Origin of the sequence: Nonomuraea sp. NPDC052634 (assembly GCF_040678535.1) — a bacterium.
GTDB lineage: Bacteria > Actinomycetota > Actinomycetes > Streptosporangiales > Streptosporangiaceae > Nonomuraea > Nonomuraea fastidiosa.
Map to the genome: position 1 here is coordinate 1 of NZ_JBFATY010000015.1, position 25198 is coordinate 25198.

Below are 25198 nucleotides of genomic sequence, written 5' to 3' on the forward strand. Positions count from 1 at the left end.
GCGCGGGCCGGGGGTGGCATTGCGGCGGGCGTAGAAGGCGGCACGGGAGACTCCCAGCAGCTCACAGGCGCGTTTGACGCTGTGGCCGCCTTGCTTCTCCGCCTCGATGAACGGGTGCACGCTCACCGGGTCTCCTTGGCGAAGAAAGCCGTCGCTCGCTTGAGGATGTCGACGTCCTCGCGCAGGCGCCGGTTCTCGCGCCGCAACGCCGCCAGTTCCTCCCGCTCGCTGCTGGTCAGCCCGTCCCGCCGGCCGGTGTCGACCTCGGCTTGGTGCACCCACTGGCGCACCGCCGTCTCGCTCAGGTCGAAGTCCTGGGCCACCGCGCGGATCGAGCGGTCACCCCGCTGACACAACTCGACGATCTCGGCCTTGAACTCCGGTGTGAACGAGCGGTGAGGACGCGGCTTCTTCTTCCCCATGCTCTCCATCATGGACATCCCTTCGGGGACGAACCCCTGATCTCGGATGTCCGCCAAACCGGATCAAACCCACACCATCAGCTGCGACGGACCATCCCCGCGTGCGCGGGGAGCACCCTCCGCCTGTCCATCCGGGCCAGGACTCGCTGGGACCATCCCCGCGTGCGCGGGGAGCACAGTTGTTCACCTGTACACGATTGAGGGGATGAGGGACCATCCCCGCGTGCGCGGGGAGCACTCGAATGCGCCATCCTTCACGAAGGACTGGAGGGGACCATCCCCGCGTGCGCGGGGAGCACGCCCCGCCGCGCACTCCCGGCAGTGGGGCAAAGGGACCATCCCCGCGTGCGCGGGGAGCACCGCCGCACCCGGAGGCGAGGACCAGAGCGGCGGGGACCATCCCCGCGTGCGCGGGGAGCACCCGGCACTGCCGGTAGATGTCGATCGCCCGGCGGGGACCATCCCCGCGTGCGCGGGGAGCACTTGGCGCTCGGAGCCGGGATCTGGATGGCCTGGGGACCATCCCCGCGTGCGCGGGGAGCACGTCTCTATGCCGGATGTTACGCCTGCTAGGCGGGGACCATCCCCGCGTGCGCGGGGAGCACACAGTCCACGTGACGTTGTCACCGAGGCCGCTGGGACCATCCCCGCGTGCGCGGGGAGCACTTCGCTCCACGCGACCCATGTCACGGCCTGTAGGGACCATCCCCGCGTGCGCGGGGAGCACGTCCTGTTCCTGGTGGGTGAGGGCCAGGCCGGGGGACCATCCCCGCGTGCGCGGGGAGCACTAGCTTGCGGCTGCTCACTACCGCTTGGGAGAGGGACCATCCCCGCGTGCGCGGGGAGCACGTCCGGGGCACGCCTGGTCGGTGATCGGCACGGGGACCATCCCCGCGTGCGCGGGGAGCACTCTTCCTGACCTGCGTATTCATCGGCCAGTGGGCTGAGTTTTGAGCACTTTCACCGAATCGGACATTTGGGACTTCCGCGAGGTGGCTGGTTGGAGCTATGCGGTGGCACGGCATGAGTGTCGCACGTGCGGGAGCGTCGGCGGGTCTTTCCTGGAAGCTGGTGCTGGAGCCGTTCAGGTGAGCCGGTACGTGCGTTTGATGGTGGCGGCTTCTTCTTCGGTGACCTGGGTGGGGGTGCGGGCGAGGAGGGTGCGCAGGTCGTCCAGGATGGCCTGGCCGGCGGTGCGGGCTCGGGTGCTGAAGTGGGTGAGCTGGGCGTCGAACTGCTTGGCGGAGGGCCCGGTCCAGACCTTGCCGGTGTGGAAGGTACGGCAGGGGCGGTCGACGTCGGCGTTGATGTTCTCGATGAGTGGGCTGATGGTGCGGATGGCATGCTGGATCGCTTCGTGGAGCGGGTTGCTCACCATCGTGGGCATCGGTTCAGTCCTTGCTCTCGCCGGCTGAGGCCGTGGCGGCGGGGAGCAATTTGGGCGCGATGAGCTTCATCAGGGCTGCGGTGTCGGCGGCGTTGTCGCGTCCTTTCACGCCGTGGATGAGGTCGACGAGTAGTTCGTCGCGCTGTGTGACGAGGACGGCGATCGCCTTCCCGCTGTTGCCGTCGCCGACGGTGCCGTAGTAGCCGGTGGCACCGGGGACGATGTCGGGCAGGGGCGTCGCTCCTTGGTCGATCTCCTGTTGGACCTCGTCTGTGGAGTCGGCGGGGGCGAGCGAGATCTGGAGCACCTTGGTCTTGTCGCCGGTGGGTCGGTAGACGTAGCAGCCGCCGGTGGCGTACGTCTTGCCGTCGACTTCCTGGCCGGCGGTGAGGTCGAAGTCGCCTTTGACGAGGGGGTCTTGGATGCCGGTCATCAGCCGTACGGCTTCCAGCGGTATGTAGTCGCAGACGAAGGGCGGTGCGGCGGTGGCCGGGAGCGCCCTCGTGTCCACCTGCGGCTCTTGTGGCGCTTGGCAGGCAGTCAGGAGCAGGACGGAGGCGAGGATCGCGGCGGGATAGGTGCGTTGTGCTCTCATCAGGGCTTGAACTCCGACATGCCTTCGTCGACTCCGAGGTTCAGCTGGTTCTTGAGGTCCTTCCACGTCTCGCCGGCCCCATCGCGTAGCCACCTTTCATAGGCGTTGGAGCGGTCGTGGACATCGCCTTCGTACGGCTCCATCTCTTCCGGCGTCATCAGTGATTTGCCGTCGTTCTTGAGGAAGTTGTTCGGTGACTTGCGAGGGTCATCGCCTTCCTTCAGCCCTTCCAGGGAGCTCCAGGGGTGGTTGGGGTCAGGGGGATCGCTCTTGCCGAACAACCCGTGCTTGAGCATCGTGTCGATGGCCAGCTGATCGACGAGCTTCTGTGTCTGCTCTTTGGCGGTGTTGGCGTTGTGGGTCGCTTTGAGCGTGTGCTTGTCGGTGGTGGCCGAGTCCTCGATCACGCTGCTCCAGGAGCCGAGGACGCCGGCGGCGATCGCCCAGGGGGTGGCCTGCGGGATGTTGAGCGCGGTGTTGACGGCGGCCAGGAGCAGTTTCATGTTCCGTTCCTGGGCGGCGTCCAGGTCCTTGGCTTTGTGGATCTCGGCGAGACCGCCGGCATCAGTGATCATGCCGAAACCGGCGGCGGCTTCTCGCAGGTTGGCTCGCAACGCGTCGTAGCCTTTCCCGGCTGCGGCTTGGGCGGCTCCGTAATCGAGCATTTGCTTGGCCCATGCCGTCTGCGCTGCGGTCACGGTCGCCATGGCCTTGGGGTCCCTCTGGAAGAGGTCCGTCATGACCGCCCGTAGCTTCTCTCGGTCGAACTGCGCGCCCCAGACCTGGTCCTGTGGGAGAAAGTGCCGGCGGGTGGCGGTGTAGACGTCGGAGGTGCCGACCGCGGCTTGGCGTCCGATGCGGCTGATGTCGTTGGCGTAGGCGGCCAGGATGCCGGCGATGGGTCCGGTCGCCACGAGCGGTGTCTTGCCCTCCTGTAAGAGCTGGCCCTGGATGTCGATGAACTGCTTGGCCAGCTTCGCCGAGTGGAATCCTGGCGATCGTTCTTGCGGGGTGCCGTCGCGGTCCCGGTAGGTGGTGGTGGCGGCGTGCAGCGCATCGGCGAAGGCTTCGCCGTTGTCGTCCAACTGGCGCTCGGTCAGGTAGCGCCGCATCACGCTGGGATCGGAGATGAGGAAGTCCTGAGCCGCTCTCGGGTGCCGTGCGAGCGCCGCCCACACACTGACCATCGGGTCGTCCAAGGTGGCCGACACTCTGTCACCCCAGGTCTCACGATCCAGGGCTTCCAGCTTCACCGCGACGCTGACCAGGAAGTCGCGATCGAAGGTTCCGTGCTTGAGCAGGTGCGCCAGGCCGTGCTGGTCGGTGGGAATGCGCAGGGTGGACAGCAGTTCTTTGCGCCAGGAGGCGTCCAGTCGCGTGCTGGCCGCGCCGAGCGCCTTGCCCAGCGCTGCTTGCAGCCGTTTCTTGTCCGGGTCTTTCGGATAGGCCAGCGCTGTTATGAGGTGACGGAACTTCTCCGTCCCGAGCGCGTACATGAGGTTCGTGGCGAACTGCTCATTGCCGGCCCGTTTCTCCAGCTCGGCGAGAACCTTCTCATCCACTGGGCCGCGCCGGGTGACCTCTGCCAGCTTGGACGCGGCGGCGTAGGCGTCGGGGTCGCCGGATGACCTCGTGTACAGCACTTCATCGAACGGACGGAGTCCGCCGGTGGTGTCAGTGCCCCATTGCGTCGTGACGGCCTGAATGGTGTCGTTGCGCCGACGTAACTCCGGGCGCTTGGCCGCTATCCAGTTGCCGAGTTCCCGTATCGCGCTCAGCCGCGAGATGTCCAGGTTGAGGCTCAGCAGGAGATGGCGGATGTGGGGCTCGCTCCTGCGCAGTGTGGTCTCGGCCTGGCCGAGGTCGCGCTCGAAGTCGTGCATCAGCTTGGGATCGATGCCCGAGTAGTTCCAGTCGGGCGGCTGCGGGGTCGCCGGCGGGGTTCGCGATGGAGGCGCGGGTGTCGACGGAGGCTCTGGCGTGGATGAGGGCGTGGGCGCCGACTCGGTGCGCGCGGGTGGCTGCGGTTGCGGAGGCTCGGGCGACGGCGCAGGAGTCGGTGACGGCGGGGTCGTCATGTCGGGTCTCCAGCGCGTACGAGGACGTATCGATTGTCCCTTGAACGATCCCTTCCTACATAGGCCGCATAACGCACCAGCATGGCCATCCCCGCCTCAGAGCCGACCAGTCGCCAGAACGTACGCATGAGGCGACCCGCCAGGTTCACCCCCGATGAGAACACGTCCCAAAGCAGAACTGTCCCCTACCTCTACCGCGCTCGCGCGAAGCATGGACAAACCGAGCATGCACACATCAACTTTGGGATCATCCCCGCGTGCGCGGGGAGCACCGCCCACTGGTTCGGCACCAGGGCGAGGCCCTCGGACCATCCCCGCGTGCGCGGGGAGCACGGGTCGAACAACCTCCGCTTGGCGGGGCGGCCGGGACCATCCCCGCGTGCGCGGGGAGCACTGCCTCCCTCCCACGGGGCACAGCGAGCGGCCGGGACCATCCCCGCGTGCGCGGGGAGCACGGGTCGGCCGCCGTACGTACGACGTTGCGGACGGGACCATCCCCGCGTGCGCGGGGAGCACCAAGGGCCGATCGCGATCGATTTGCCCTTCAGGGGACCATCCCCGCGTGCGCGGGGAGCACGGCGGGGGCGGCCCGCAGACCCGCGGCTACAAGGGACCATCCCCGCGTGCGCGGGGAGCACCGAAGGAAATGGACCTGAGAAGGCGCTCTGAGAGGACCATCCCCGCGTGCGCGGGGAGCACACGGCGACGGCCACCACAGCGCCCGTCACCGTGGGACCATCCCCGCGTGCGCGGGGAGCACGCGGGCAGCGACGAGAACGCACGCGTGTGGGAGGGACCATCCCCGCGTGCGCGGGGAGCACCATTCGGAGGACCCTGAGACCAGGTTTGGTCAGGGACCATCCCCGCGTGCGCGGGGAGCACGGGCGAGGCTGGAGATCGGGTTGCGGCTCATCGGGACCATCCCCGCGTGCGCGGGGAGCACCATGTCTGGTCCTTCGGGGAGTAGGGGTGCCGGGGACCATCCCCGCGTGCGCGGGGAGCACCCCTGCGCTACTACGCACTCGCCAACGGCCCTGGGACCATCCCCGCGTGCGCGGGGAGCACGGCGGGCCGTCGAGGACGGCGACGACGACGAGGGGACCATCCCCGCGTGCGCGGGGAGCACTCTCTCCGACCTGCGCCTTTACCAGTCGGTGAGGCCGTTTTCGAGCACTTTCGTGGATTCGGGCATTCTGGACATGTCAAGTGGCTGAGGGTGGAGAGCGGGTCCACCGTCGGTGGGCAGTACTGGACTGCACACGAGTGTCGCACGGCCTCTGGCTTGCGCACGTATTTGGCACAGGCAGCCGCAAACGATCAGTCACAGCCGGACGCCGCCGGACACACGAAAAAGCCCTCGACCGACGTTTCCGCTGGTCAAGGGCACTTTAGTGCTGGTCGGACGTGGTGCCCCCGGCAGGATTCGAACCTGCGGCACCCGCTTTAGGAGAGCGGTGCTCTATCCCCTGAGCTACGGAGGCGGACTCCAGTAAGCCTAGCGAAAGTCTGGCACTGTGTGCGACGCCGGGGCGGGATCCGTTCGTCGGCGTTGGTTATGGGTGGTCTGAGCTGCGGTAAAGGCATGACAAGTGATCAGAATCGGGGTGTTCGGGGGTGGATAGCTTCTGGGCTGTGACTCGGAGGCGTAGTGCTCAGGCCCGTCGGCGGCCCGTGGTGTTGTTCGGTGCGTTGCTGGCGCCGGCCATCCTCGCGGGTGGTCTGCTGGCGGGGGAGGTGCAGGGGCTCGAGGCGGAAGAGGTGCCGGTGCTGGTGCCGTGGGGTGGGCCGCCGGTCGTCGGTGAGGCTCGGGCTGTGGCGTGGCCGCCGCGGTTGGTGCCGGCGCCGGATGTGCCCGAGCGGAGGTACGAGGGGGTCGTGCGGGTTCGGGTGCGGGAGGCGGTGGCCGTGCCGGTCGTACGGGGGGAGGCGCGGGTGCCGGAGAGGGCGGTCAGGAAGCCTCGGGAAGAGGTCGCCCCCGCTCCCGAGTCCACGGCCGATGGGTGTGCCGGGGAGTGGGTGGACACGTGGTTGTGGGACTTGTGCCGGGATCGGGAGAGTGAGCGGCGCCGGGCCCAGGAGGCATCTAGAGAGGCGCCTCGGGAGGGTGGTACCGGGGGTGAGGAGTCCACGGCGGAAAGGGATTCCTGGATTCCGTTTGTCGGTGTCGCATCTGGGCGCGCGGGCTGAGAGTGCTGTTTCCTTTCCGGTCGGCTGTTCGTGTCTGGTCGGCTGTTCGTGGTCGGGTCGAGTGGGGCGGTGCCTCCGCGCGGGTGAGGGTGGTTCCTCCTCGCATGTGGGGGGCGGCTCGTCCTCGCGAGTGGGGGCGGTTCGTCCTCGCGGGGGGTGCCTGAGTGTCGGGTCTCAGGGGTGGGGGTTCGTTATCTCCATGCCGGTGGGTCGGTCTTCCTCTCCAGGTCTTCGTCTCGGGTGGGTGGGCCCTTGGTCCTCGGCGGGGGTGGCGGGCAGGGCTTTTGGGGGCGGGGCGGCGTGAGCTGTGCATCCGCGCCTGCTCGGGTCCCCAGGCGGCAGCCGGCGGTGCGCGCGGGCGGGTGGGGCTGTTGGGCTGTTGCTGGTGGGTGAAGGGCCTTGGGCGTCCGTAGCGGGTGGCGACGGAGTGTGGCGGGACTTTCGGGGCTGAGGGGTGTGCAGGCGTCGGTTCCCCGGCGGCATCTGTACGGGCTGTGATGGGAGCGAATGTCACGTGTCTTGTGGTGAAGGTGTGAACCTGTGGGGGCTGGAGGGCGTACCCGATGGTGTGGGGCTTGAGGGTTGCACAAAGGGGGCTATTCGTCTCATAACAGCTCTTCGGAGTTCGGTCCGGGCAGTCGAAGGGCTGTAGTAACGTGCGTGCCTGACCCGGGTCACGAGTTTGCAAACGGAGGAGTCGAACGTGCCAGCCCCTCGATCAGCGGGTCTGATCGCGGTTGTCATGGCGGTGGCTTCTCTCCTCACGCCCGGTGGGCAGGCGCCGGCGCGTGCAGACGTACGGGTGCAGCAGGTCCAGCGGCAGAAGCCGGATCCGTCCAGCCTGACGGCGCTGCGGAAGGAAGCCGAGCGGTCGGCTAAGGAGCTCGAGGACGCCACTAGGGCCCTTGAGAAGCGGCGTGCCGAGATCGCGGCCTCCGAGAAGGAGCTCAAGAGCAAGCTGACCGCCCTGCAGAACCTCGAACAGCGGCTCGCCGTGATGCGGCAGCCGGTGTCGCAGATGGCCGAGCTGCTCTACCAGCAGCCGCTGATGGCGGGCGGGATCATTCCGTTCCTGTCCGGCGCCGCCGACGAGAAGACGCTGCGGGCGCTGATGGACGCGAACCAGATCGTCACCGTACGCCAGCACGCCGTCGAGCAGACCAGCGCGCTGTACCGGGAGGCCGAGAAGCTGGCCGCCGAGGCACAGGAGTTGCGCGCCGGCAACCTGCTGGCCGAGGCGCAGCTCGCCGCCGAGGTGGACACGCTGCGGAAGCGCTCCGACAAGATCGTGAAGTCGCTGACCGCGGCGCTGGTGAAGCTGGGCATCAAGGTCGACAAGGTGGGGCGGGCGGCCCTGGGGTGCAACCCGCTCAAAGCGGCCAACGCCGACCACTACCCGAACGGGCTCATCCCCCAGAGCATGCTCTGCCCCCTGCAGCAGAAGGGACACAGTCTCAGGGCGGACGCCACCATCGCGTTCGTCAGCCTGAACGAGGCCTTCAGGAGGCGGTTCGGCAGGCCGCTGTGCGTCACGGACGCGTACCGGAGCCTGGCCGAGCAGCAGGCGGTCTATTACCGGCGGCCCGGGTTCGCCGCCGTGCCCGGGCGGAGCAACCACGGGCTCGGGCTGGCCGTGGACCTGTGCGGCGGGGTGGAGCGGTCGGGCTCGCCGGAGTTCGTGTGGATGGAGAAGAACTCGAAGCGGTACGGGTGGTTCCATCCTTCCTGGGCCTACAGCAGCCCGTTCGAGCCATGGCACTGGGAGTACGATCCGAAGATCGACAAGCTCCTCTGAGGTCAGAGCGCGGGCACTTCAGAACTGCAGAAGGCGCAGCGGGAGGCCGCCCTGGGGATCTCCGACAGGCACTCGGGGCAGTCGCGCGTCGTGGCCTCGATCTTGGCGGCGTTGCGCTCCCTGACGTGCGTGTACGGCTTCACGACCAGGAAGTAGACCACCGCGGAGACGATCAGGAACGACACGACCGCGTTGATGAAGTTGCCGTACATGAAGTTGGACTGGCCGACCGTGAGCTTGAGCGAGGAGAAGTCGGGCAGGCCGCCGAACGCCGCGATCAGCGGCGTGAGCAGGTCGGCCACGAACGACTGCACGATCGAGTTGAACGCCGCTCCGATGATGACCGCCACCGCCAGGTCGATGACGTTTCCCTGCATGAGGAACTTCCTAAATCCAGCCATGGCATCAGATCGTAGTCTGCTGCTTACCCTGAGTGAGTTCTGTCGGTTGGTTCTGAGGGTTTCTGCTGGGGGTTGGTTCGGTGGGTCAGTTCTGCGGGGTGGCTCTCAGGGCGCCGAGGGTGATCGATAGGCGGGCGTGGGCCTGTGCGGTCGCCAGCTCGGCGGCCTGGGCCGGGGTCGTGGCCAGGACCAGGAGGGCGCCGTCTTGCGACGGGCCCGAGCGGGCGGGCCTCGGCACGGTGACCACCGTCGCGTCGGTGGCGATCTCGCGCGCCGGTGCCGCCTGGTCGCTCGCGGCCAGCACCGTGATGGTGGAGCCGGGCGCGAGGAGGGAGGCCGTGGCGGTGTCGGCGATGCGCACCGGAGTGGCCACCATGCCGGGAGGCAGGGGATAGGTGGACAGGAGGCGGACGTCGGTCAGCGGCTCGCCCCTGCGCATGGGGGTCGCCAGGGTCTGGCCTCGGGGGAGTGCGCGGACCGCGCCCGCGGGAGGAGGATCGAGGGCCGCGGGGCGGAAGTCGGCGGGGCTCAGCGGGCCCGGCCGCAGGTCGCGTACGGCCACCAGGACCGTGGGTGCGGCCGGGGCCGGGCGGGTGGCGAGGTAGGCGGTCACGACGGAGACGGCGGCGAGCGCCGCCGCGATGAGGCGGCGGCGACGGCCGTAGCGGGACAGCCAGGACCCGATCACGGCAGCTCGAAGGGGAGCTTGATGCCGTCGAGCGCATTGGGGCAGGGGCACGTGCGCTCTTCCGGCAGCGCCTCGACGGCCTGCGCGATCAGCGTGCGCATGCGCTGGACGTTCTGCGCGAAGAACCTCAGCACCTCGTCGTGGGTGACGCCCTCGCCCGCCTCTACGCCGGCGTCGTGGTCGGTCACCAGGGAGACCGAGGTGTAGCAGAGCGCCAGCTCGCGGGCCAGGATGGCCTCGGGGAAGCCGGTCATGCCGACGATGGACCAGCCGTTCGCGGAGAACCACTGGGACTCGGCGCGCGTCGAGAAGCGCGGGCCCTCGATCACGACGAGCGTGCCGCCGTCAACGGTCTCCCAGCCTGCCGAACGCGCGGTCTGCACGGCCACGGCCCGGCCGGACGGGCAGTAGGGGTCGGCGAACGAGACGTGGACCGCGCCGTCGGCGTCGTAATAGGTCTGGGGACGGCCGGAGGTGCGGTCGACGAGCTGGTCGGGGACGACGAGGGTGCCGGGGCCGTACTCGGCCTTGAGCGAGCCCACGGCGCTGGGGGCCAGCACCTGCCGGACGCCGAGCGAGCGCAGCGCCCAGAGGTTGGCGCGGTAGGGGATGCGGTGCGGCGGGAAGCGGTGGTCCCGCCCGTGCCGGGGGATGAACGCGACGCTGCGGGAGCCGATGCGTCCGACGGTGACGACGTCGCTCGGAGGGCCGTAGGGGGTGGTGAGCTCGACCTCCTCCGCGTCGTCGAGGAGGGAGTAGAAGCCGGAACCGCCGATGACGCCGATGTCTGCGCGAGTGACCATGGCCGAGAGAGTAGCCGGAGTGTTGAGGGGCGCGTTCGACTGGAACGGGTTCTGTGGATGGGCGGGCTGGTGTGGCGGTGGGCTGTGGACGACCCTGCCCGTGCAGGGCATGCCGGGCGTTGGTCAGTCGTTCCTGTGCGGGGCACGCTGGGCTGTGCTCAGTCGTCCCTTATCGTCGCCTGCGCGCGGATTCGGCTGTGGCGGGCAAGCCGGTGCGCGGGAGGGGTGGGTGGTGCTGTGCGCGGGTGGGGTTGGGGTGGGTGGTGCTGGTGCGCGGGTGGGGTCGAGGTAGGCAGCGCTGGTACGCGGGTGAGGCGGCGGCGGTTCTGCCCCAGGATGCGACCGTTGCGGGACGAGCCGCCCACGTCCTGCGGGCGCGAGCGACCGACGCCTCGGCCAACGTACGAAAAGGGGAAGGCGGGGGCGCGAAACGACGGATCAGCTGACCTGCGCTCAGCCGGGGACAGGGGGCGCGGCGGGTCAGCTGATCTGGAACTAGTTGGAAGCGGCGGCGGGAGCGGGCGTGCTCGAAGAAGACGAGCCGGAGTCGGACGACGACTTGCCCTCCCCGGACTTCGACGAGGAAGAGGAGGAAGAAGAAGAGGACGACGTCGACGAGGTCGAGGACGACGAGCGGTTGTCGGTCCGGTAGAAGCCCGAGCCCTTGAACACGATGCCGACCGCGGAGAAGACCTTACGGAGCTTCCCCTGGCAGCTCGGGCAGACCGTCAACGCATCGTCAGTGAACTTCTGGACCACCTCGAGCTGCTCACCGCAGTCGTTGCAGGCGTACTGATAAGTCGGCACGCGCTCCTCCTTACAAGCTTTGGCACTCGAGCGATGCGACTGCTAATGGTAACCGATAGGTCCAAACACCTATTCCAGCCCCTGCTCGCCGTACCAGCCGGCCAGCTTGCCCCTGCGGTGTACGGCGCGCAGGCGGCGTTCGGCCTGGTCGCGGCAGACGACGGTGGTGACGATGAGGAGCTGGTCGCCGGTGTGGATGCGGGTGGAGGGCGCGGGGACGAACGATCGGCCGTCCCGTACGACGAGGGTGACGGCGGCGCCGGCCGGCAGCCGCAGCTCGAAGATCTCGACCCCGTGCAGGCGCGACCCTTCGGGCACCGTGACCTGCATCAGGTGGGCGTGCAGCTCCTCAAGCGGAGCGGACTCGACGGACAGGTCCTGCGCCTCGGCGGGGGCGCTCACCCCGAGCAGCTTGGCCGCGTACGGCAGCGTCGGCCCCTGGAGCAGCGTGAACACGATGACGATCACGAAGACCTGGTTGAAGACGTCCTTGGAGCCCTCGATGCCGGCCGCCCAGGGGATGGTGGCGAGCACGATCGGGACCGCGCCGCGCAGCCCCGCCCACGACAGGAACGCCTGCTCGCGCCAGCTCACCCGGTCCACGTGCAGCACCTGGGCGAGCAGCGAGGCGGCGACGACCGAGACCGGGCGGGCGATCAGCACGAGTGCGGTGCCGATGATCAGACCGGGGACGATGGCCGACGGCAGCTCCTCGACGTCGGCCAGCATGCCGAGCATGACGAACAGCCCGATCTGCGCGAGCCACGCGGCGCCCTCCGCGAAGCTCCTGGTCGCGCCCCGGTGGGGGAGTCGCGAGTTGCCGAGGATGAGGCCGGCGAGGTAGACGGCGAGGAAGCCGGAGCCCTGGAGGAGGGCGGCGCCGCCGTACGAGATGAAGGTGAGCGCGAGGACGGCGATGGGGTAGAGGCCGGAGGCGGGCAGGGCGACGTGGCGCAGCGCGTACGCGCCGGCAGGGCCGACGGCGAGACCTACGGCGGCACCGATGACGAGCTGGAGCGCGGTGTTCCAGAGGAACGTGCCGACCGTGGCCGAGGCCTGCGTCCCGCCGGTGAGCAGCACGACCGCGATGACCGTCGGGGCGTCGTTGAACCCCGACTCGGCCTCCAGCGCGCCGGCCAGGCGCGGCGGCAGCGGCAGCCGGCGCAGCACGGAGAAGACGGCGGCGGCGTCGGTGGAGGCCAGGATCGCGCCGATGATCAGCGCGGTCCGTACGTCGATGCCGAGCGGCCCGTAGACGGCGAACGCGAGCACGACGATGCTCACCGCCACGCCCACGGTGGCCAGCACCATGGCCAGGGGTACGGAACGCCGCACGCGCGACCAGTTCGTGGTGAGCCCGCCTTCGGCGAGGATCACGGCCAGCGCCCACAGCCCGATCTGCTGGGCCACCTGGGGGTTGTCGAAGGTGAAGCCGGACGACCCCAGGACCATCCCGAAGCCGAGGAAGACCAGGAGGCTGGGCAGGCCGGTGCGGTGCACCAGGCGTACGGAGGCGATGGCCGCGATGACGATCAGGGCGCCGAGAAGGAGGGAGAGGTTGAGCGTCATCCGGCCCCCTTCCCGGCCCCGCCGTCACATCAGCCTAGTGATGCCCGAAGGAGTGGCCGCATAGCGGACGCGCTGGTCATGGGGTTCGTGCGGGACGCCGTCGATGAGCTCGCCGTCGTGCAGCAGCGCCACGGTGGGGACGTTGGGGCCGACGCGGGCGAGCGCCCGGTCGTACGAGCCGCCGCCCCTCCCCAGGCGCACGCCGGTGACGCGATCGACGGCGAGTGCGGGCACGATGACGAGGGCGGCGGTGCGGATGGCGTCAACGCCGCGCCGGGTGTCGACCGGCTCCATGATCCCGTAGCGGCCGGGTGCGAGCGTGTCGGGCCCGTCGTACACCGCCCAGTCGAGATCGTTGTCGTCGCGCAGCACCGGCAGGATGACGGTGGCCCCGTGTTTCCAGAGAGCGAACACCAGCCCGTGCGTCTCCGGCTCCGACCCCGCCGACCAGTAGCAGGCCACCAGGCCGGCCATCTGCACCCACGGCTGCTCGAGCAGCGTTTCGCGGACCTTGATGGCGTTTGCGCGTACTTGTTCGGGGGAGAGAGCCGTACGCGCCGCGTTCAGCTCGCGACGGAGGTTCAACTTGTCCACAGATCCCTCCACTAGGGTCTAATCATGGCTGACTTCGACCCTGTGACGAAAGCCGTCGTGCCCGCCGCGGGTCTGGGCACCCGGTTCCTTCCGGCGACCAAGGCGACACCCAAAGAGATGCTGCCCATCGTCGACAAGCCCGCGATCCAGTATGTCGTCGAGGAGGCGGCCTCCGCCGGTCTGCTCGACGTCCTCATGGTCACGGGCAAGAACAAGCGCTCGATCGAGGACCACTTCGACCGGGCGTTCGAGCTGGAGGAGGCGCTCGAAGCCAAGGGCGACGAGCACCGGCTGTCCCAGGTTCGCGAGCCGGCCTCGCTGGCGACCCTGCACTACGTACGCCAGGGCGAGCCCCGCGGGCTCGGACACGCCGTGCTGTGCGCCAAGCACCACGTGGGCGACCACCCGTTCGCCTGCCTGCTCGGCGACGACCTCATCGACCGCCGCGACAACCTGCTGAGCCGCATGATCGAGGTGCGCGACACGTACGGCGGGAGCGTGATCGCGCTGATGGAGGTGCCCAGGGAGTCGGTCTCCCTGTACGGCGTGGCGACCATCGAGCCGACCGACGAGGAGGACGTCGTCCGCGTCACCGATCTCGTCGAGAAGCCGCCGGCCGACGAGGCGCCGTCCAACTGGGCCATCATCGGCCGCTACGTGATCGATCCGACGGTCTTCGAGGTGCTGGAGAACACCCCGCCGGGGCGCGGTGGCGAGATCCAGCTCACCGACGCGCTGCGCACGCTCGCCCAGCGCGGCTCCGACGAGGGCGGTCCCGTGCACGGCGTGCTGTTCAGGGGCCGCCGCTACGACACGGGTGACAAGCTCGACTATCTGCGGACGGTGGTGAAGTTCGCGGCGGACCGGGATGATCTGGCGCCGGAGTTCGTGCCGTGGCTGCGGGAGTTCCTGAATGAAATCAGTTGACGCGCATCTGGCCGAGATCCTGGCCACTGTACGTCCGCTGGCCCCCCTTGAGCTCGATCTGGAGCAGACGCTCGGCACCACGCTGGCCGAGGACGTCACCTCGCCGGTGCCGCTGCCCCCGTTCGACAACTCGGCCATGGACGGCTACGCGGTGCGCGCCGAGGACGTCGCGAACGCCCCGGTGACGCTGCCGGTGATCGACGACGTGGCGGCGGGCTCGCTGGAGCTGCGGGCGGTGGGGCCCGGCCACAGCGTACGCATCATGACCGGCGCTCCCATGCCCGCAGGCGCCGACGCGGTGGTTCCGGTGGAGTGGACCGACGGCGGGAAGGTCAACGTCCGCATCGACAGGGCCGCCGAGGCCGGCAACGCGGTGCGCCGCGCCGGCGAGGACGTCCAGGCCGGAGAGGTCGTGCTCAAGGCAGGCACCGTGATCGGGCCCGCCCAGCTCGGCATCATCGCCGGGGTCGGACGCCGCCGCGTACGCGTGCGCCCGCGGCCGCGCGTCGTCGTCATCTCGACGGGCGCGGAGCTGGTCGAGCCGGGTAACCCGCTGTCGCCCGGGCAGATCTGGGACTCCAACAGCTACACCCTCACCGCCGCCGTACGCGAGGCCGGAGCCGACGGGTTCCGCGCCGGGTCCGTCGGGGACGATCCCGGCGTCCTGCTCGACAAGCTCGACACCCATCTCGTACGCGCCGACGCGATCATCACCAGCGGCGGGGTGTCGATGGGCGCCTACGAGCCTGTGAAGGAGGCGCTGTCGCCGCTGGGCACGGTCCGCTTCGAGAAGGTGGCCATGCAGCCAGGCATGCCCCAGGGCTTCGGCGTGCTGGGGGACGACCAGGTGCCGATCTTCGCACTGCCGGGCAACCCGGTGTCGTCGTTCGTGTCGTTCATGCTGTTCGTCAAGCCGGCGCTGGACAAGATGCGCGGGCTGCCCGGCGGCATGCCGCCCACCGTGACCGCGCGCACCTCGGGGCCGCTGCGCTCGCCGTCCGGGCGGCGGTCGTTCCTGCGCGGGGTGCTGGCCGGCGACGGCACGGTGGCGCCCGCTCACGGGCAGGGCTCGCACCAGCTCGCCGCGCTGGCCTCGGCCAACGCGCTGATCGTGGTACCGGAGGACGTGACCGAGGTCGAGGCGGGAGCCTCGGTGGAGGTGATCAGGCTGTGAGCGAGCTGACGCACATCGACGAGACGGGCGCCGCGCGCATGGTCGACGTGTCGGCCAAGGACGTCTCTGCCCGGTCGGCCGTGGCCACCGGGCGGGTGCTGCTGTCGGCCGAGACGGTGGCGCTGCTGCGGTCGGGCGAGGTGCCCAAGGGCGACGCGCTGGGGGTGGCCAGGATCGCCGGGATCATGGGCGCGAAGCGTACGCCCGATCTGATCCCGCTGTGCCATCCCATCGCGCTGCACGGCGTGAAGGTGGAGCTCGACGTCCAGGACTGGGGCGTGGGCATCACGTGCCGGGTGAAGACCGCCGACCGCACCGGGGTGGAGATGGAGGCGCTGACCGCGGTGTCCGTGGCGGCGCTTGCGCTCATCGACATGGTCAAGGCGGTCGATCCCGGTGCGGTGATCACCGACGTGCGGGTGGAGGAGAAGCTCGGCGGGAAGACCGGGCGGTGGACGCGGGACGGTTCATGATGCGGGCCTTGGTGATCACGGTTTCGAATCGGGCGTCCGCCGGAATTTATGCCGATAAATCCGGACCTTTGCTGGTCGAGTTGCTGCGCGAGCAGGCCGGTTGTGACGAGGTCGAGGGGCCTGTGGTGGTGCCCGACGGCGAGCCGGTCGAGGCTGCGCTCCGTGACGGGGTCGCGGGCGGATATGACGTCATCGTGACCACCGGCGGCACCGGGTTGACGCCGACGGATCTCACCCCGGAGATGACCGCTCGTGTCATTTCTCGGGAAATTCCCGGCATAGCGGAGGCAATACGGCTGGCTAATCGCGACAAGGTGCCCACCGCGATCCTGTCCCGTGGTTTGGCCGGTCAGGCTGGGCAAACCTTGATCGTAAATTTGCCCGGATCCTCCGGTGGCGTACGGGATGGCGTCGCCGTACTCGCCCCCATTCTCCGCCATGCGGTGGACCAGATCCGAGGCGGAGATCACCCGCGTTGACGGGGATTCGGCCCCTCACCCCGTGGCGACATCGTGCCCGATAGGGGGATGATGAGAGTTGTGGATCGACTTCGTGGCTGGCCGGCGACACTCAACGAAGGTCCGGTAGGCCTCCGGCCGCTACGGTTGGGCGACGTACGCGTGTGGCGTGAGACGCGCGTGCGCAACGCCGACTGGCTGCGTCCGTGGGAGCCGAGCAATCCCGAGACGCCCCTGTTCAGGACCGGTCTCGGGCCCTACATCTCCATGGTCGGCACCCTGCGTCGCGAGGCTCGTCAGGGGCTGGCGCTGCCGTGGGTGATGACGTACAACGGACGGTTTGCCGGACAGCTCACCGTTGGTGCAATTGTGTGGGGATCTGCCCGTTCTGCGCAGGTCGGCTACTGGATCGACGGGGCGCTGGCCGGCCGCGGCATCACCCCCACCGCGCTCGCCATGGCCGTTGACCATTGCTTTTTCACCACCGGATTGCATCGGCTGGAAGCGAACATCCGTCCCGAGAATCACGCCAGCCGTAGGGTGGTTGAGAAGCTCGGATTCAGGGAAGAAGGCATTCGGCGGCGCCAACTCCACATCGACGGAGCCTGGCGCGACCACATTTGCTACGCGCTGACCGTCGAGGACGTTCCCGGCGGGCTGCTCGTGCAATGGCGTCGCGCGCGTGAGTCAGCGGCTCACGGTGGGTCCTCCGTCGAAGAGGTTTGACGATCTCGCGACACACCGCACCGAATGCTCGTCAATCAGTGACACGCGGTCTTACGGTGCGTGACGTGAGCACATTCAAGGCGCGACGAGCACGACCGCGTCTTTGTGCTGCCCGGAGGTGGTCGTGAGCCCCGTCCTCCTCTATCTGGCCATCGTCGTCATGTGGCTCTGCGTCCTCATTCCGATGTGGCTGCGCAGAGACAAGGCGAACCTCCAGGAGCTCGCCGAGCTCGAAGAGTATTACACCGGCGAGCACCAGCTGCCCGATCTCGACAACCTCGCGCCGTCCGACCACGACGAGGACGACGGCGCACCGCCCGTCGAGATCGAGAAGGTCGACGTCCGGCAGTTCCGGCTCCGGCGGCGCGCCATCATCGTGGCCCGCCGGCGGCGCCTGCTCTTCTTCACCACGCTGCTGGTGCTGGCCTCCATCGTGACGGCCGCCGTCAAGGTGATCCCGTGGTGGGGGGTGGCGCCGTCCGTCGTCATCATGCTGACGTACATCGTGTTCCTGCGCATCGCGGTGAAGGTCGACATGGAACGCCGCGAACGCGCCCGTCAGGCGCGCGCCGAGCGCCAGCGGCGGCTGCGCGAGCAGCGCCGCGCCGCCGCCGAAGCGGAGGCCGAGGTCATCGACTTCACCCCGGTGCATGAGGACGTCCTCTTCGATCAGTACGCCCAGCCGCCGAAGAGAGCGGTGGGCGACTGAAAAGGATGGCGCGAGGACCCTCTGGGGTTTGGTAATCTAGTCGAGTCCTTGGGGATGTAGCGCAGTCCGGTAGCGCACTTCGTTCGCATCGAAGGGGTCAGGGGTTCAAATCCCCTCATCTCCACAAGGCCAGAGGCCGCTTCCGAGAGATCGGAAGCGGCCTTCTGCGTTCCTGGGTGACTAACTGAGTGTCTATGTGTCCTGCCGGCGGTCGCCTGCCGCCTTCGTCCTGAAGTTCACGGTGGGGCTTGAGAGCAGCCGCGCAGCGCCTCGGCATGGCCAGGGTACGGCGGGACTTCTTGGTCTTGGTGTCGCCTCCTTCTCGGACGGTGCGCCAGACCATGATGGACGGCGGTGTGCTGTCCGGGTTGACGTGCGACCAGGTGAGCGCCCGTAGTTCCTCCGTGTGAATTGACCACCAAGCCGAAAGGGACATAGATGGCGGTATTGCGGGAGATCGTGTTCCACTGTGAGCGGCCGTCTGCGCTGGCCCGCTTCTGGGCACAAGCGCTGGACGGATACGAGGTACGACCCTACGACGAGGCGGAGATCGAACGGCTCGCCAGCCTGGGCCGAACACCCGAGACCGATCCCAACGTGGCCGTGGACGGCCCTGGGCCGATTCTGTTCTTCAGCGAAGTCCCTGAGACTGGAAACCCCGGCAACCGCATCCACCTCGATCTCATCGCCGCCGACCGGTCGGCTGAAGTCGAACGGCTGATCACGCACGGCGCATCGATGGTGCGCGAGTTCGACTCCTGGACGATCATGAGAGACCCGGAGGGCAACGAATTCTGCGTCGCTGACCCACGCTGAGGTCACAAGCCGGAACGGCCAGAGGAAAGCGATCATCCCTCGGGCGGGAAGCGATCTTCAAGGCTTACCTCCCGTACCTGGTCAGACCAACTCGTGAACACCCCACCCAGGCCGAAGGTCGCTTCCGAGAGGTCGGGAGCGGCCTTCGGCGTTGCCGGGTGACCGACTGAGCGACCATCGGCTCAGGTGCGACGATGATCACCATGTCGAAGCTCGAGTGCTCCTACGGGGCACCGGAGCGCGGGTGGTCTGTGGTCAGCATCGGCATTGAACCGGATCGTGCCCAATCCCGTCGTCCCGTGGGGTCGTTCCCACACCGAACGTCACGCACGTGCGTTACACCGTCAACGGGCGTGCGCCGCTCGTACTCGACGACCGGGGAAGCGGCGGACCGGCGCCGGCGCGGCAGAACGCTGCGGGGTGACCGCGGTGGCGTGCAGGCGGTGCCGCTGTGCTGCCGGGCGCGGAGGACGTCTCCCGGTGGAGCGCCGCCCGCGATGTTCCGGTCAGGTGAGCCGGCGCGCGGCCTGGGCGACGGTGTCCACGGTCTCGGGGGTCCAGGGTCCGGTGGTGAGGACGACGACGTGGTCGATGCCGAGCGGGGTGAAGGCCGCGCAGCGGTCCGCGAAGGCGGCGGCGCTCTCGCCCGGCTGGAGCCGGGTCGCCATGATCTTCTCGATCTCCTCGTACGGCCGCCCTATCCCTTCGCACAGCCCTCGCAGCACCGCCAGTTTGCGGCGCGTGGTCTCGCCGCCGTCGGGGATGTCGAAGACGTTGCAGGCGTCGGCGTAGCGGGCGACCAGCGGCAGCGTACGCTTCTCGCCGGTGCCGCCGATGAGGATCGGCGGATGCGGACGGGAGACCGGCAGGGGGCTGCAGACCGGGGCGTCCAGGGCGTAGTGCTTCCCACGGTAGGGCCGGGTGTCGCCCGTCCACAGCCGCAGCGCGATCTGCAGCGTCTCCTCCAGCCGGTCGAACCGCTCGGGCAGCGGCGGCAACGGCAGGCCCATCGCGGTCGCCTCGTCGGCCTGGTAACCGGCGCCGATGCCGAACAGGGCCCGCCCGCCGGAGATCACGTCGAGCGTGGTGACGGCCTTGACCAGCAGTGCGGGCGGGCGGAACGTGGCCGCGCTGACCAGCGTGCCCAGGCGGATGCGCGAGGTGCGCGCGGCGAGGTAGCCGAGGGTGGTCCAGGACTCCAGCATCTCGGTCTCGTGCGGGCGGGCGCCGTACGGGTCGGTCTGCAGCACGTGGTCGGCGACCCAGAGCGCGTCCAGGCCGCCCGCGTCGGCGGCCTCTGCGATCTCGCCCAGCCGTTCGGCCATGGTGCCGTCGCGCCAGGAGAAGTTGGTCACGCTGATGCTCGTCTTCACTCTCCGGGTTCCTCTCCGATCATGCGCTGAGACCTCGGCGGAGCAGGGCGTAGCCGCTTCGGGTACGGGCGGCGACACGGTCCGCGAGCGCCTGCCCGGTGGCGCCGGCGAGCACCTGTTCCCGGGTGTAGGCGACGAGGGACTTGTGGACGCCGAGGATCAGGTGAGCCGCCGTCGCCGCGTGCTCGCCCAGCGCGGTGGTGCGCGCGATCACCTCGGCGAGTGCGGTCGCGGCGTGGTCGTAGGAGGCTCGCTCGCGCGCGAGCAGCGCGGGGCTGGCGGCGATCATGCGGCTGATCCCGGCCAGCCGCTCATCGCCCTCGGCCGACAGCGACGTGGGCTCCTGGTCCAGCAGGAACGCTTCGGTGGCGTCCACGACTCCTTGCCCGTCCGGCCGGTGCTCGATGGCAGCGATCAGGCGGGTCCAGAACCGGTCGAGCCGCTCGAAGACCAGGTCTTCCTTCGTACGGAAGTAGTTGAACACGGTCGCGTCGGACACCCCCGCCGCGCGCGCGACCTCGGCGACCGTGACCTCGTCGAACCCGCGGGCCAGGAACAGCTCAAGGGCCGCGTCGGCGATCGCGGCACGGGTGCGCTGCTTCTTCAGCTCGCGGAGCCCGCTCACGCCGTGGCCAGGGGGCTCGCGTGCAGCTCGGCCTTATCGACGCGGGCCTGCGCCGCGCGCACGTCGTCCATGGCTAACCTCCTCAAGCCTGGGGCACTCAAGCTTAGAGTAACTCTAAATTTAGAGACGCCGTAAGATTGGTCTCATGGTCTGGACCGCTCCTCCTGTCACCCGTGCCGACGAGTCCTTCGTCGCCGGCGAGCGCGCGATGCTGGAAGGGTTCCTCGACTGGCATCGCGGCACGCTGCTGCACAAGTGCGCCGGGCTCACCGCGGAGCAGCTTGCCGAGCGGGCGCTGCCGCCGTCCAAGCTGTCCCTGCTCGGCCTCGTACGCCACCTCACCGACGTCGAGCGCACCTGGTTCCGCCGCCGCTTCGCGGGCGAGCCGATACCCAGCCTCTACAGCAGCCCCGAGAAGCCGGACGCGGCCTTCGACGAGGTCGATCCCGCGCGTGCGGAGGAGGACCTGGCCGCGCTGGTCGCCGAGCAGGAGGCCGCGCGCAAGGCCGTCGCGGGACTCTCGCTGGATGCGATCTTCGACAGCCCGCGCTGGGGGCCGATGTGCCTGCGCTGGGCGTACGTCCACATGAACGGCGAGTACGCCCGCCACAACGGCCACGCCGACATGCTGCGCGAGCACATCGACGGCAGCACCGGGACATAGCGGTCATCCGGCGCCCGAGGCGACCCGGCAGCTCGCGAGCCGCGCGCGGCGGCGGGTCAGGGGCAGGGGCGCCGCCGCCGCGACGCTCGTCGTCTAACCGCCGAGATCGACCGGCAGGTCTCCCGCATACGGCGACAGGTCGACCGCCGGCCCTAGCACGTACGGCAGCAGCACGCCCAGCCCCAGCCCGGCCACGGCGGTGACGAGCACCACGGGCAGGACCTCCAGCACGGTCAGCCGCCGCGCCTGCCGGTCCGACAGCCCCAGCGTGCGCAGGAACGACACCGCCCTGGCCCGCTCCGGCGCGCCGACGAGCAGCGCCAGGACGACGGCGATCAGCGCGTACGCCGCCAGCGCGGCCGTCACCACCACGAACGACCGGCGGACCGCGCTCGTCAGCGGATCGTCCCTGATGGCGGCCAGCTCCGAGTCCTGGGACGTGACGGTGCCCGAAGGGACCAGGCGGGCCAGCTCGGACAGAGCGGCGTTCCCGTCGATGAGCAGCGTGTTCACGGCGGGACGGAGCTGCACGCCGATGGGCACGACCAGGAAACGGCCCTCGTCGAAGAAGCCGGGCACGGACTCGACGACGCCGCGCACGGGCAGCTTCAGCCGGGACTGCCAGCCGATCTCCAGCGTGTCCCGGCCCCGGAGGGCCGGTGAGACGAGCACCCCGTCGGTCAGGGCGGGCAGTCCGACCGGGGCGTCGTGCAGGATGCGCCGCCACTGGGCGACGTCCACGGCGATGGCCTGGGCACGCTCGCCGCCGTACCCGATCTGCACCTCGCCGGTCTGCGCGAGCACCACCTCACGCACCCCTGGGGTTGTACGGACGCGCTCGATCGCGTCCTGGGGGATCTCGATGTCAGAGGTGATCTTGATGGGTGCGCCGGTGCGCTGCCAGGACGCCAGCCACTGCGTACGGGCGACATCGTCGGAGACCACCGCCGCGAACACCGACACCCCCAGCGCGGGCAGCAGGATCAGCACCGGCAGCACCCCGGCGGGACGCGCCCTCGCCGCCCTGGTCAGCCCCAGGAACGGCACCGCCGCCCGGCTCCGCGCGACCAACCGGACGGCCAGCCGCAGCGGATACGGGTAGCAGCGCAGCAGGACCAGCGCCACCGCCACCGTCAGCGCGACCGGCATCACCAGCAGGAACGGATCCTGCCCCGTGGCCTCGCCCAGCCCGCGGGCCCGCAGCAGGTACGCCCCCGCCAGCGCCAGCACCACGACCAGCACCTCCAGCGTCACGCGCCGGGCGGTCGGGCGGGCGGCGACCAGGTCGTCACGCCGTTCGCGCAGCGGCAGGCGGTGTACGAACGCCGGGCGCAGTGCGGCGTACCCGATGGCCGCGAGCACCACGAGCGGCGGCCCGGCGTGCACGATCGGCGGCACGGGGCCCGGCACGAGGAAGGACAGCGCGTACCCGGCCGCGGCGGCGGGCACCACCGCGATCCCCGTCAGCGCGGCGGGCACGGCGACCACCTGCCGCAGCGCGCCACCTCGCGCCCGCACCAGCGCCAGCGTGCCTTCGAGCCGCTCGGCCAGGAGGTGGACGGCCAGCACGATCACGCCCGCCGCGACCGCGAGGAGGCCGCCGAGCACCAGGTACATCACGGTCTGCGCGGTGGACAGCGCGGCGAGGAAGTCGCGCAGCAGCTTGGGCAGGCCGGTCTGGAGATGGACCAGCCCATTCGACCGCAGGCCCACGGCGCGGCCGAAGCCGGCGACCGCCGTCCGCATGTCGGTCACGGCCGACGCGGCGGCGGCCTCCGCGTTCACCGGCAGGACCCAGCGGTAGGTCAGGAAGCGTCCCTCGCCGCTCAGCGCGCTCAGCCCGGCGTCGGAGATCAGCGCGGTGACGTGCTTCTCCAGCGGGCGCAGGCTCCGTACGCGCAGGACGTCCACATTGTGCGACCAGTAGCGGTCGCCGGGGTCCCTGGCGCGGAAGACGCCGACGATCTTCGCGGCGGCGTAGTCGCTCTCACCGATGACCTTCGTCTGGCCTAGTCGCAGGTCCATCTCCTTCAGGGCCTCCTCGACGACCCCCACCTCGAACACGGGGATCGTGCGGCCCTCGTACCGCATCGCCGACGGCGCGCCGGGCGGCCGCCCCGCGACCCAGGTCACGCGCCGGTTGGCGTCGGAGAGCCAGCCCAGGTTCAGGTAGGCGTGGCCGCTCGTGCCGGTGATCGGCGTGAGGTGCGTCTTGGCGCTCATGTGGCCGCCGGACACCAGCCGGCGCAGCGGCGCGGGCAGGGCCTCGCGCCAGAGGCGGTCGCGGGCGGCGAACTCGCGGCGTTCGTGCAGGTCGTGCTCGCGGGCCCGGACCTCCTGGGCCACTGTCAGGTCGGCCAGCTCGGCGGGCGCGGCGGTCAGCTTGCGGTGCAGCGCCTCGTCGTACGACGCCTGCAAGGCCCTGGGCAGGCCCGCGACGAGCAGGCACGCGCTGGACGTCAGCACGAGGAGCACGATCATCATGGCTCTGTGCTCCCGCGCGAGTAACCAGATCCGCACCGCTCCTCCCGACGGCCGAGCCGTTGATCGCCATTCTCGTCCAGGGATGTCGAGAACGCCCGGACCGCTCCGACCTTTCCATGACTCATACCGAACGCCAAGGAGCGGACTTCGGCCACTTCCACCTGACCGGCAAGGACGCCTACGACAAGGCCATCGACGGCCCGCCCGAGTTCATCGACCCGCCCCACCTGGAGGTGGTGCGCGTGGTCGAGCAGGGCGACGTCGTCATGGCGGAGCTCAGGGGGACGGTGCGGCGCGCGTCGGGCGGCGAGATGCGCATGTCGAACGCGGAGGTGTTCGTCATGCGAGACGGCAAGATCGCCGAACGCCGCGCCTGGGTCATCGAACTGGAGGAGAACGACTACCGCCGAGGAGCGCCGGAACACGGCCGACCCAGGGCCGGGGCCGGGCCCGCCACCCGGCCCCTACGCGGGCAGACGCACCGGGGCCGTCAGTCTTCTGGGAACGCGTACCACTCGGCGGTCTCGGCGGTGAGGGAGTCGGCGTCGGCAGGGCGAAGGCCCGCTCCCGCGTAGCAGTAGGGCACCGGTGCGCCCTGGTAGAGGTAGGTCGCGAGGATCTCCTCGGCCGAGGATTCCGGCTCGACATGGCCGCCGCCTGGATGTGTGTCCCAGGCGACGACGCTGCCGTCGCGGGCCACGGCACCCTGGTCGCCGCTCTTGGGGTTGGCGAACATGGCGTAGCAGACGGTGCCGGCCGACAGGCGCTCGATGACGTCCGGGTCGGAGGCGTGGTAGCCCCACGGCTGGACGACGACGCAGCCGCCCGGCACGTCGGAGAGGCGGACGAGGTATTCGTACTCCTCGGCCCAGGGGTCTTCCCAGACCTCCTCCAGGTCGATGTCGGCCGGCTCGAGGCCCAGGCGCCGGACCGCCTCAGCGGCGGTGATGCCGCCCACGCAGGCGATGCTGGCTCCGTCGTCGAGCTGCGGCTCCAGCGTGTCGAGGAGCCACCGCGCCTCCGCGATGGCGGCGGTCTCGGCGGGGGTCAGTGAGAGGCCTGTCGGCCCGAACAGGTCAGGGGTGCGGGTGATCAGGGCGAGCCGCGCGGGGGACCAGCCGTTCATCATCGGACGTAACGGGTCCGCCCCCGCGGCGACGAGGGCGCGGGCGTTGTCGGGGCGGTCGTGGAAGACGGCCGTCCATAACGCGGTGCGGCCTTCGTGTTCGGCGTCGACGTCGCCGACGCGCCGGGCCAGCTCGGCGACCACTTCGGGCGAACCGTCCTCGGCCGCCATGTGAAGGGGACGTTCGAAGGAGAACACTCCCTGCTCCGGATCGGCGCCCGCGTCGAGACGGGATCGGACGAGGGCGAGGTCCTGCCAGTCGACGCCGTGCCAGCCTGGTCCGTGGGCGGTGGTCATGAGCGCTCCTTGAGAGGTGT

At 69.7% G+C, this 25198-nt stretch carries 23 protein-coding genes, 2 tRNA genes, 1 pseudogene and 2 CRISPR repeat arrays; of the genes and pseudogenes, 11 read left to right on the forward strand and 15 right to left on the reverse strand.

The annotated features are described in order from the left end of the window. Window positions 1-143: 143 nt before the first annotated feature. The 5 genes and pseudogenes from AB0K67_RS37095 to AB0K67_RS37115 all read right to left on the reverse strand — a co-directional run. Window positions 144-440: pseudogene (locus tag AB0K67_RS37095) on the reverse strand (transposase); the annotation flags it as partial. Between the two features lie 67 nt (window positions 441-507). Beyond that, window positions 508-1332: a CRISPR direct-repeat array (repeat unit 29 nt; unit sequence GGGACCATCCCCGCGTGCGCGGGGAGCAC). A 174-nt stretch (window positions 1333-1506) separates the two neighbouring features. After that, window positions 1507-1809: a hypothetical protein gene (locus AB0K67_RS37100; protein WP_364069504.1), complete on the reverse strand. Its 303-nt coding sequence runs from the start codon at window positions 1807-1809 to the stop codon at window positions 1507-1509. Between the two features lie 4 nt (window positions 1810-1813). Further along, window positions 1814-2404, reverse strand: a complete 591-nt coding sequence (locus AB0K67_RS37105; protein ID WP_364069506.1) for a hypothetical protein — start codon at window positions 2402-2404, stop codon at window positions 1814-1816. Next, the gene (locus AB0K67_RS37110; RefSeq protein WP_364069508.1) at window positions 2404-4287 is read right to left on the reverse strand and encodes a hypothetical protein; all 1884 of its coding nucleotides are present in this window, start codon (window positions 4285-4287) and stop codon (window positions 2404-2406) included. The genes AB0K67_RS37105 and AB0K67_RS37110 overlap by 1 nt, the downstream gene beginning before the upstream one ends. Window positions 4288-4725: 438 nt before the next feature. After that, window positions 4726-5608: a CRISPR direct-repeat array (repeat unit 29 nt; unit sequence GGGACCATCCCCGCGTGCGCGGGGAGCAC). A 279-nt stretch (window positions 5609-5887) separates the two neighbouring features. Next, window positions 5888-5963: transfer RNA gene (locus AB0K67_RS37115), tRNA-Arg, on the reverse strand. 1448 nt (window positions 5964-7411) lie between these two features. Here AB0K67_RS37115 and AB0K67_RS37120 point away from each other — a divergent pair. Then, entirely contained in the window at window positions 7412-8464 is a 1053-nt protein-coding gene (locus AB0K67_RS37120; RefSeq protein ID WP_364069510.1) for a D-alanyl-D-alanine carboxypeptidase family protein, read from the forward strand. A gap of 2 nt (window positions 8465-8466) precedes the next feature. Here the strand turns inward: AB0K67_RS37120 and mscL are convergent, their stop codons facing one another. From mscL to AB0K67_RS37150, 6 genes are all read right to left on the reverse strand, one after another. Further along, window positions 8467-8865 (reverse strand): large conductance mechanosensitive channel protein MscL, encoded by a 399-nt coding sequence (gene mscL / locus AB0K67_RS37125; protein WP_364069512.1) that lies wholly within the window; start codon window positions 8863-8865, stop codon window positions 8467-8469. An 85-nt stretch (window positions 8866-8950) separates the two neighbouring features. Further along, window positions 8951-9553: a flagellar biosynthesis protein FlgA gene (locus tag AB0K67_RS37130; protein WP_364069514.1), complete on the reverse strand. Its 603-nt coding sequence runs from the start codon at window positions 9551-9553 to the stop codon at window positions 8951-8953. Then, window positions 9550-10356, reverse strand: coding sequence for an S-methyl-5'-thioadenosine phosphorylase (locus AB0K67_RS37135; RefSeq protein ID WP_364069516.1), 807 nt, complete (start codon window positions 10354-10356; stop codon window positions 9550-9552). Before AB0K67_RS37135 ends, AB0K67_RS37130 begins: the two co-directional genes overlap by 4 nt. A gap of 495 nt (window positions 10357-10851) precedes the next feature. After that, window positions 10852-11163: an FmdB family zinc ribbon protein gene (locus AB0K67_RS37140; RefSeq protein WP_364069518.1), complete on the reverse strand. Its 312-nt coding sequence runs from the start codon at window positions 11161-11163 to the stop codon at window positions 10852-10854. 69 nt (window positions 11164-11232) lie between these two features. Further along, window positions 11233-12732: a potassium/proton antiporter gene (locus AB0K67_RS37145; protein WP_364069520.1), complete on the reverse strand. Its 1500-nt coding sequence runs from the start codon at window positions 12730-12732 to the stop codon at window positions 11233-11235. A 24-nt stretch (window positions 12733-12756) separates the two neighbouring features. Beyond that, window positions 12757-13326, reverse strand: a complete 570-nt coding sequence (locus AB0K67_RS37150; protein WP_364069522.1) for a 5-formyltetrahydrofolate cyclo-ligase — start codon at window positions 13324-13326, stop codon at window positions 12757-12759. 24 nt (window positions 13327-13350) lie between these two features. On the opposite strand from AB0K67_RS37150, the gene galU reads away from it, so the two are divergent. The 8 genes from galU (at window position 13351) to AB0K67_RS37190 (ending at window position 18609) form a co-directional block, all read left to right on the forward strand. Continuing rightward, window positions 13351-14253, forward strand: a complete 903-nt coding sequence (gene galU / locus AB0K67_RS37155; protein WP_364069524.1) for a UTP--glucose-1-phosphate uridylyltransferase GalU — start codon at window positions 13351-13353, stop codon at window positions 14251-14253. Then, window positions 14240-15427, forward strand: coding sequence for a gephyrin-like molybdotransferase Glp (gene glp / locus AB0K67_RS37160; RefSeq protein ID WP_364069526.1), 1188 nt, complete (start codon window positions 14240-14242; stop codon window positions 15425-15427). The genes galU and glp overlap by 14 nt, the downstream gene beginning before the upstream one ends. Beyond that, window positions 15424-15900 (forward strand): cyclic pyranopterin monophosphate synthase MoaC, encoded by a 477-nt coding sequence (moaC, locus tag AB0K67_RS37165; protein ID WP_364069528.1) that lies wholly within the window; start codon window positions 15424-15426, stop codon window positions 15898-15900. The genes glp and moaC overlap by 4 nt, the downstream gene beginning before the upstream one ends. Next, a complete protein-coding gene (locus AB0K67_RS37170) occupies window positions 15900-16379 on the forward strand; it encodes a MogA/MoaB family molybdenum cofactor biosynthesis protein (RefSeq protein WP_364069716.1) in 480 nt (159 codons plus the stop codon). The genes moaC and AB0K67_RS37170 overlap by 1 nt, the downstream gene beginning before the upstream one ends. Before the next feature lie 51 nt (window positions 16380-16430). Further along, window positions 16431-17084 (forward strand): GNAT family protein, encoded by a 654-nt coding sequence (locus AB0K67_RS37175; protein ID WP_364069718.1) that lies wholly within the window; start codon window positions 16431-16433, stop codon window positions 17082-17084. A gap of 124 nt (window positions 17085-17208) precedes the next feature. Then, window positions 17209-17793, forward strand: a complete 585-nt coding sequence (locus AB0K67_RS37180; RefSeq protein WP_364069530.1) for a hypothetical protein — start codon at window positions 17209-17211, stop codon at window positions 17791-17793. Between the two features lie 50 nt (window positions 17794-17843). Further along, a tRNA-Ala gene (locus AB0K67_RS37185) sits at window positions 17844-17917 on the forward strand. A gap of 314 nt (window positions 17918-18231) precedes the next feature. Next, complete coding sequence (locus tag AB0K67_RS37190; RefSeq protein WP_364069532.1) at window positions 18232-18609, forward strand: VOC family protein; 378 nt, start codon at window positions 18232-18234, stop codon at window positions 18607-18609. A 506-nt stretch (window positions 18610-19115) separates the two neighbouring features. On the opposite strand, the gene AB0K67_RS37195 is transcribed toward AB0K67_RS37190, so the two are convergent. Both AB0K67_RS37195 and AB0K67_RS37200 read right to left on the reverse strand, forming a co-directional pair. Then, entirely contained in the window at window positions 19116-19982 is an 867-nt protein-coding gene (locus AB0K67_RS37195) for an LLM class F420-dependent oxidoreductase (RefSeq protein ID WP_364069534.1), read from the reverse strand. A gap of 19 nt (window positions 19983-20001) precedes the next feature. Beyond that, window positions 20002-20607 carry a helix-turn-helix domain-containing protein gene (locus AB0K67_RS37200; protein ID WP_364069536.1) on the reverse strand — a complete coding sequence of 202 codons (606 nt, stop codon included), beginning with the start codon at window positions 20605-20607 and terminating at the stop codon, window positions 20002-20004. A 145-nt stretch (window positions 20608-20752) separates the two neighbouring features. On the opposite strand from AB0K67_RS37200, the gene AB0K67_RS37205 reads away from it, so the two are divergent. After that, window positions 20753-21271, forward strand: a complete 519-nt coding sequence (locus AB0K67_RS37205) for a DinB family protein (protein WP_364069538.1) — start codon at window positions 20753-20755, stop codon at window positions 21269-21271. Window positions 21272-21364: 93 nt separating this feature from the next. Here the strand turns inward: AB0K67_RS37205 and AB0K67_RS37210 are convergent, their stop codons facing one another. Beyond that, the gene (locus AB0K67_RS37210; protein WP_364069540.1) at window positions 21365-23791 is read right to left on the reverse strand and encodes an FtsX-like permease family protein; all 2427 of its coding nucleotides are present in this window, start codon (window positions 23789-23791) and stop codon (window positions 21365-21367) included. A gap of 80 nt (window positions 23792-23871) precedes the next feature. On the opposite strand from AB0K67_RS37210, the gene AB0K67_RS37215 reads away from it, so the two are divergent. Then, window positions 23872-24330: a nuclear transport factor 2 family protein gene (locus tag AB0K67_RS37215; protein ID WP_364069542.1), complete on the forward strand. Its 459-nt coding sequence runs from the start codon at window positions 23872-23874 to the stop codon at window positions 24328-24330. Here AB0K67_RS37215 and AB0K67_RS37220 read toward each other — a convergent pair. Further along, window positions 24246-25178, reverse strand: a complete 933-nt coding sequence (locus AB0K67_RS37220) for an ankyrin repeat domain-containing protein (RefSeq protein ID WP_364069544.1) — start codon at window positions 25176-25178, stop codon at window positions 24246-24248. The two genes, AB0K67_RS37215 and AB0K67_RS37220, sit on opposite strands and share 85 nt — an antisense overlap. Between the last annotated feature and the right edge of the window lie 20 nt (window positions 25179-25198).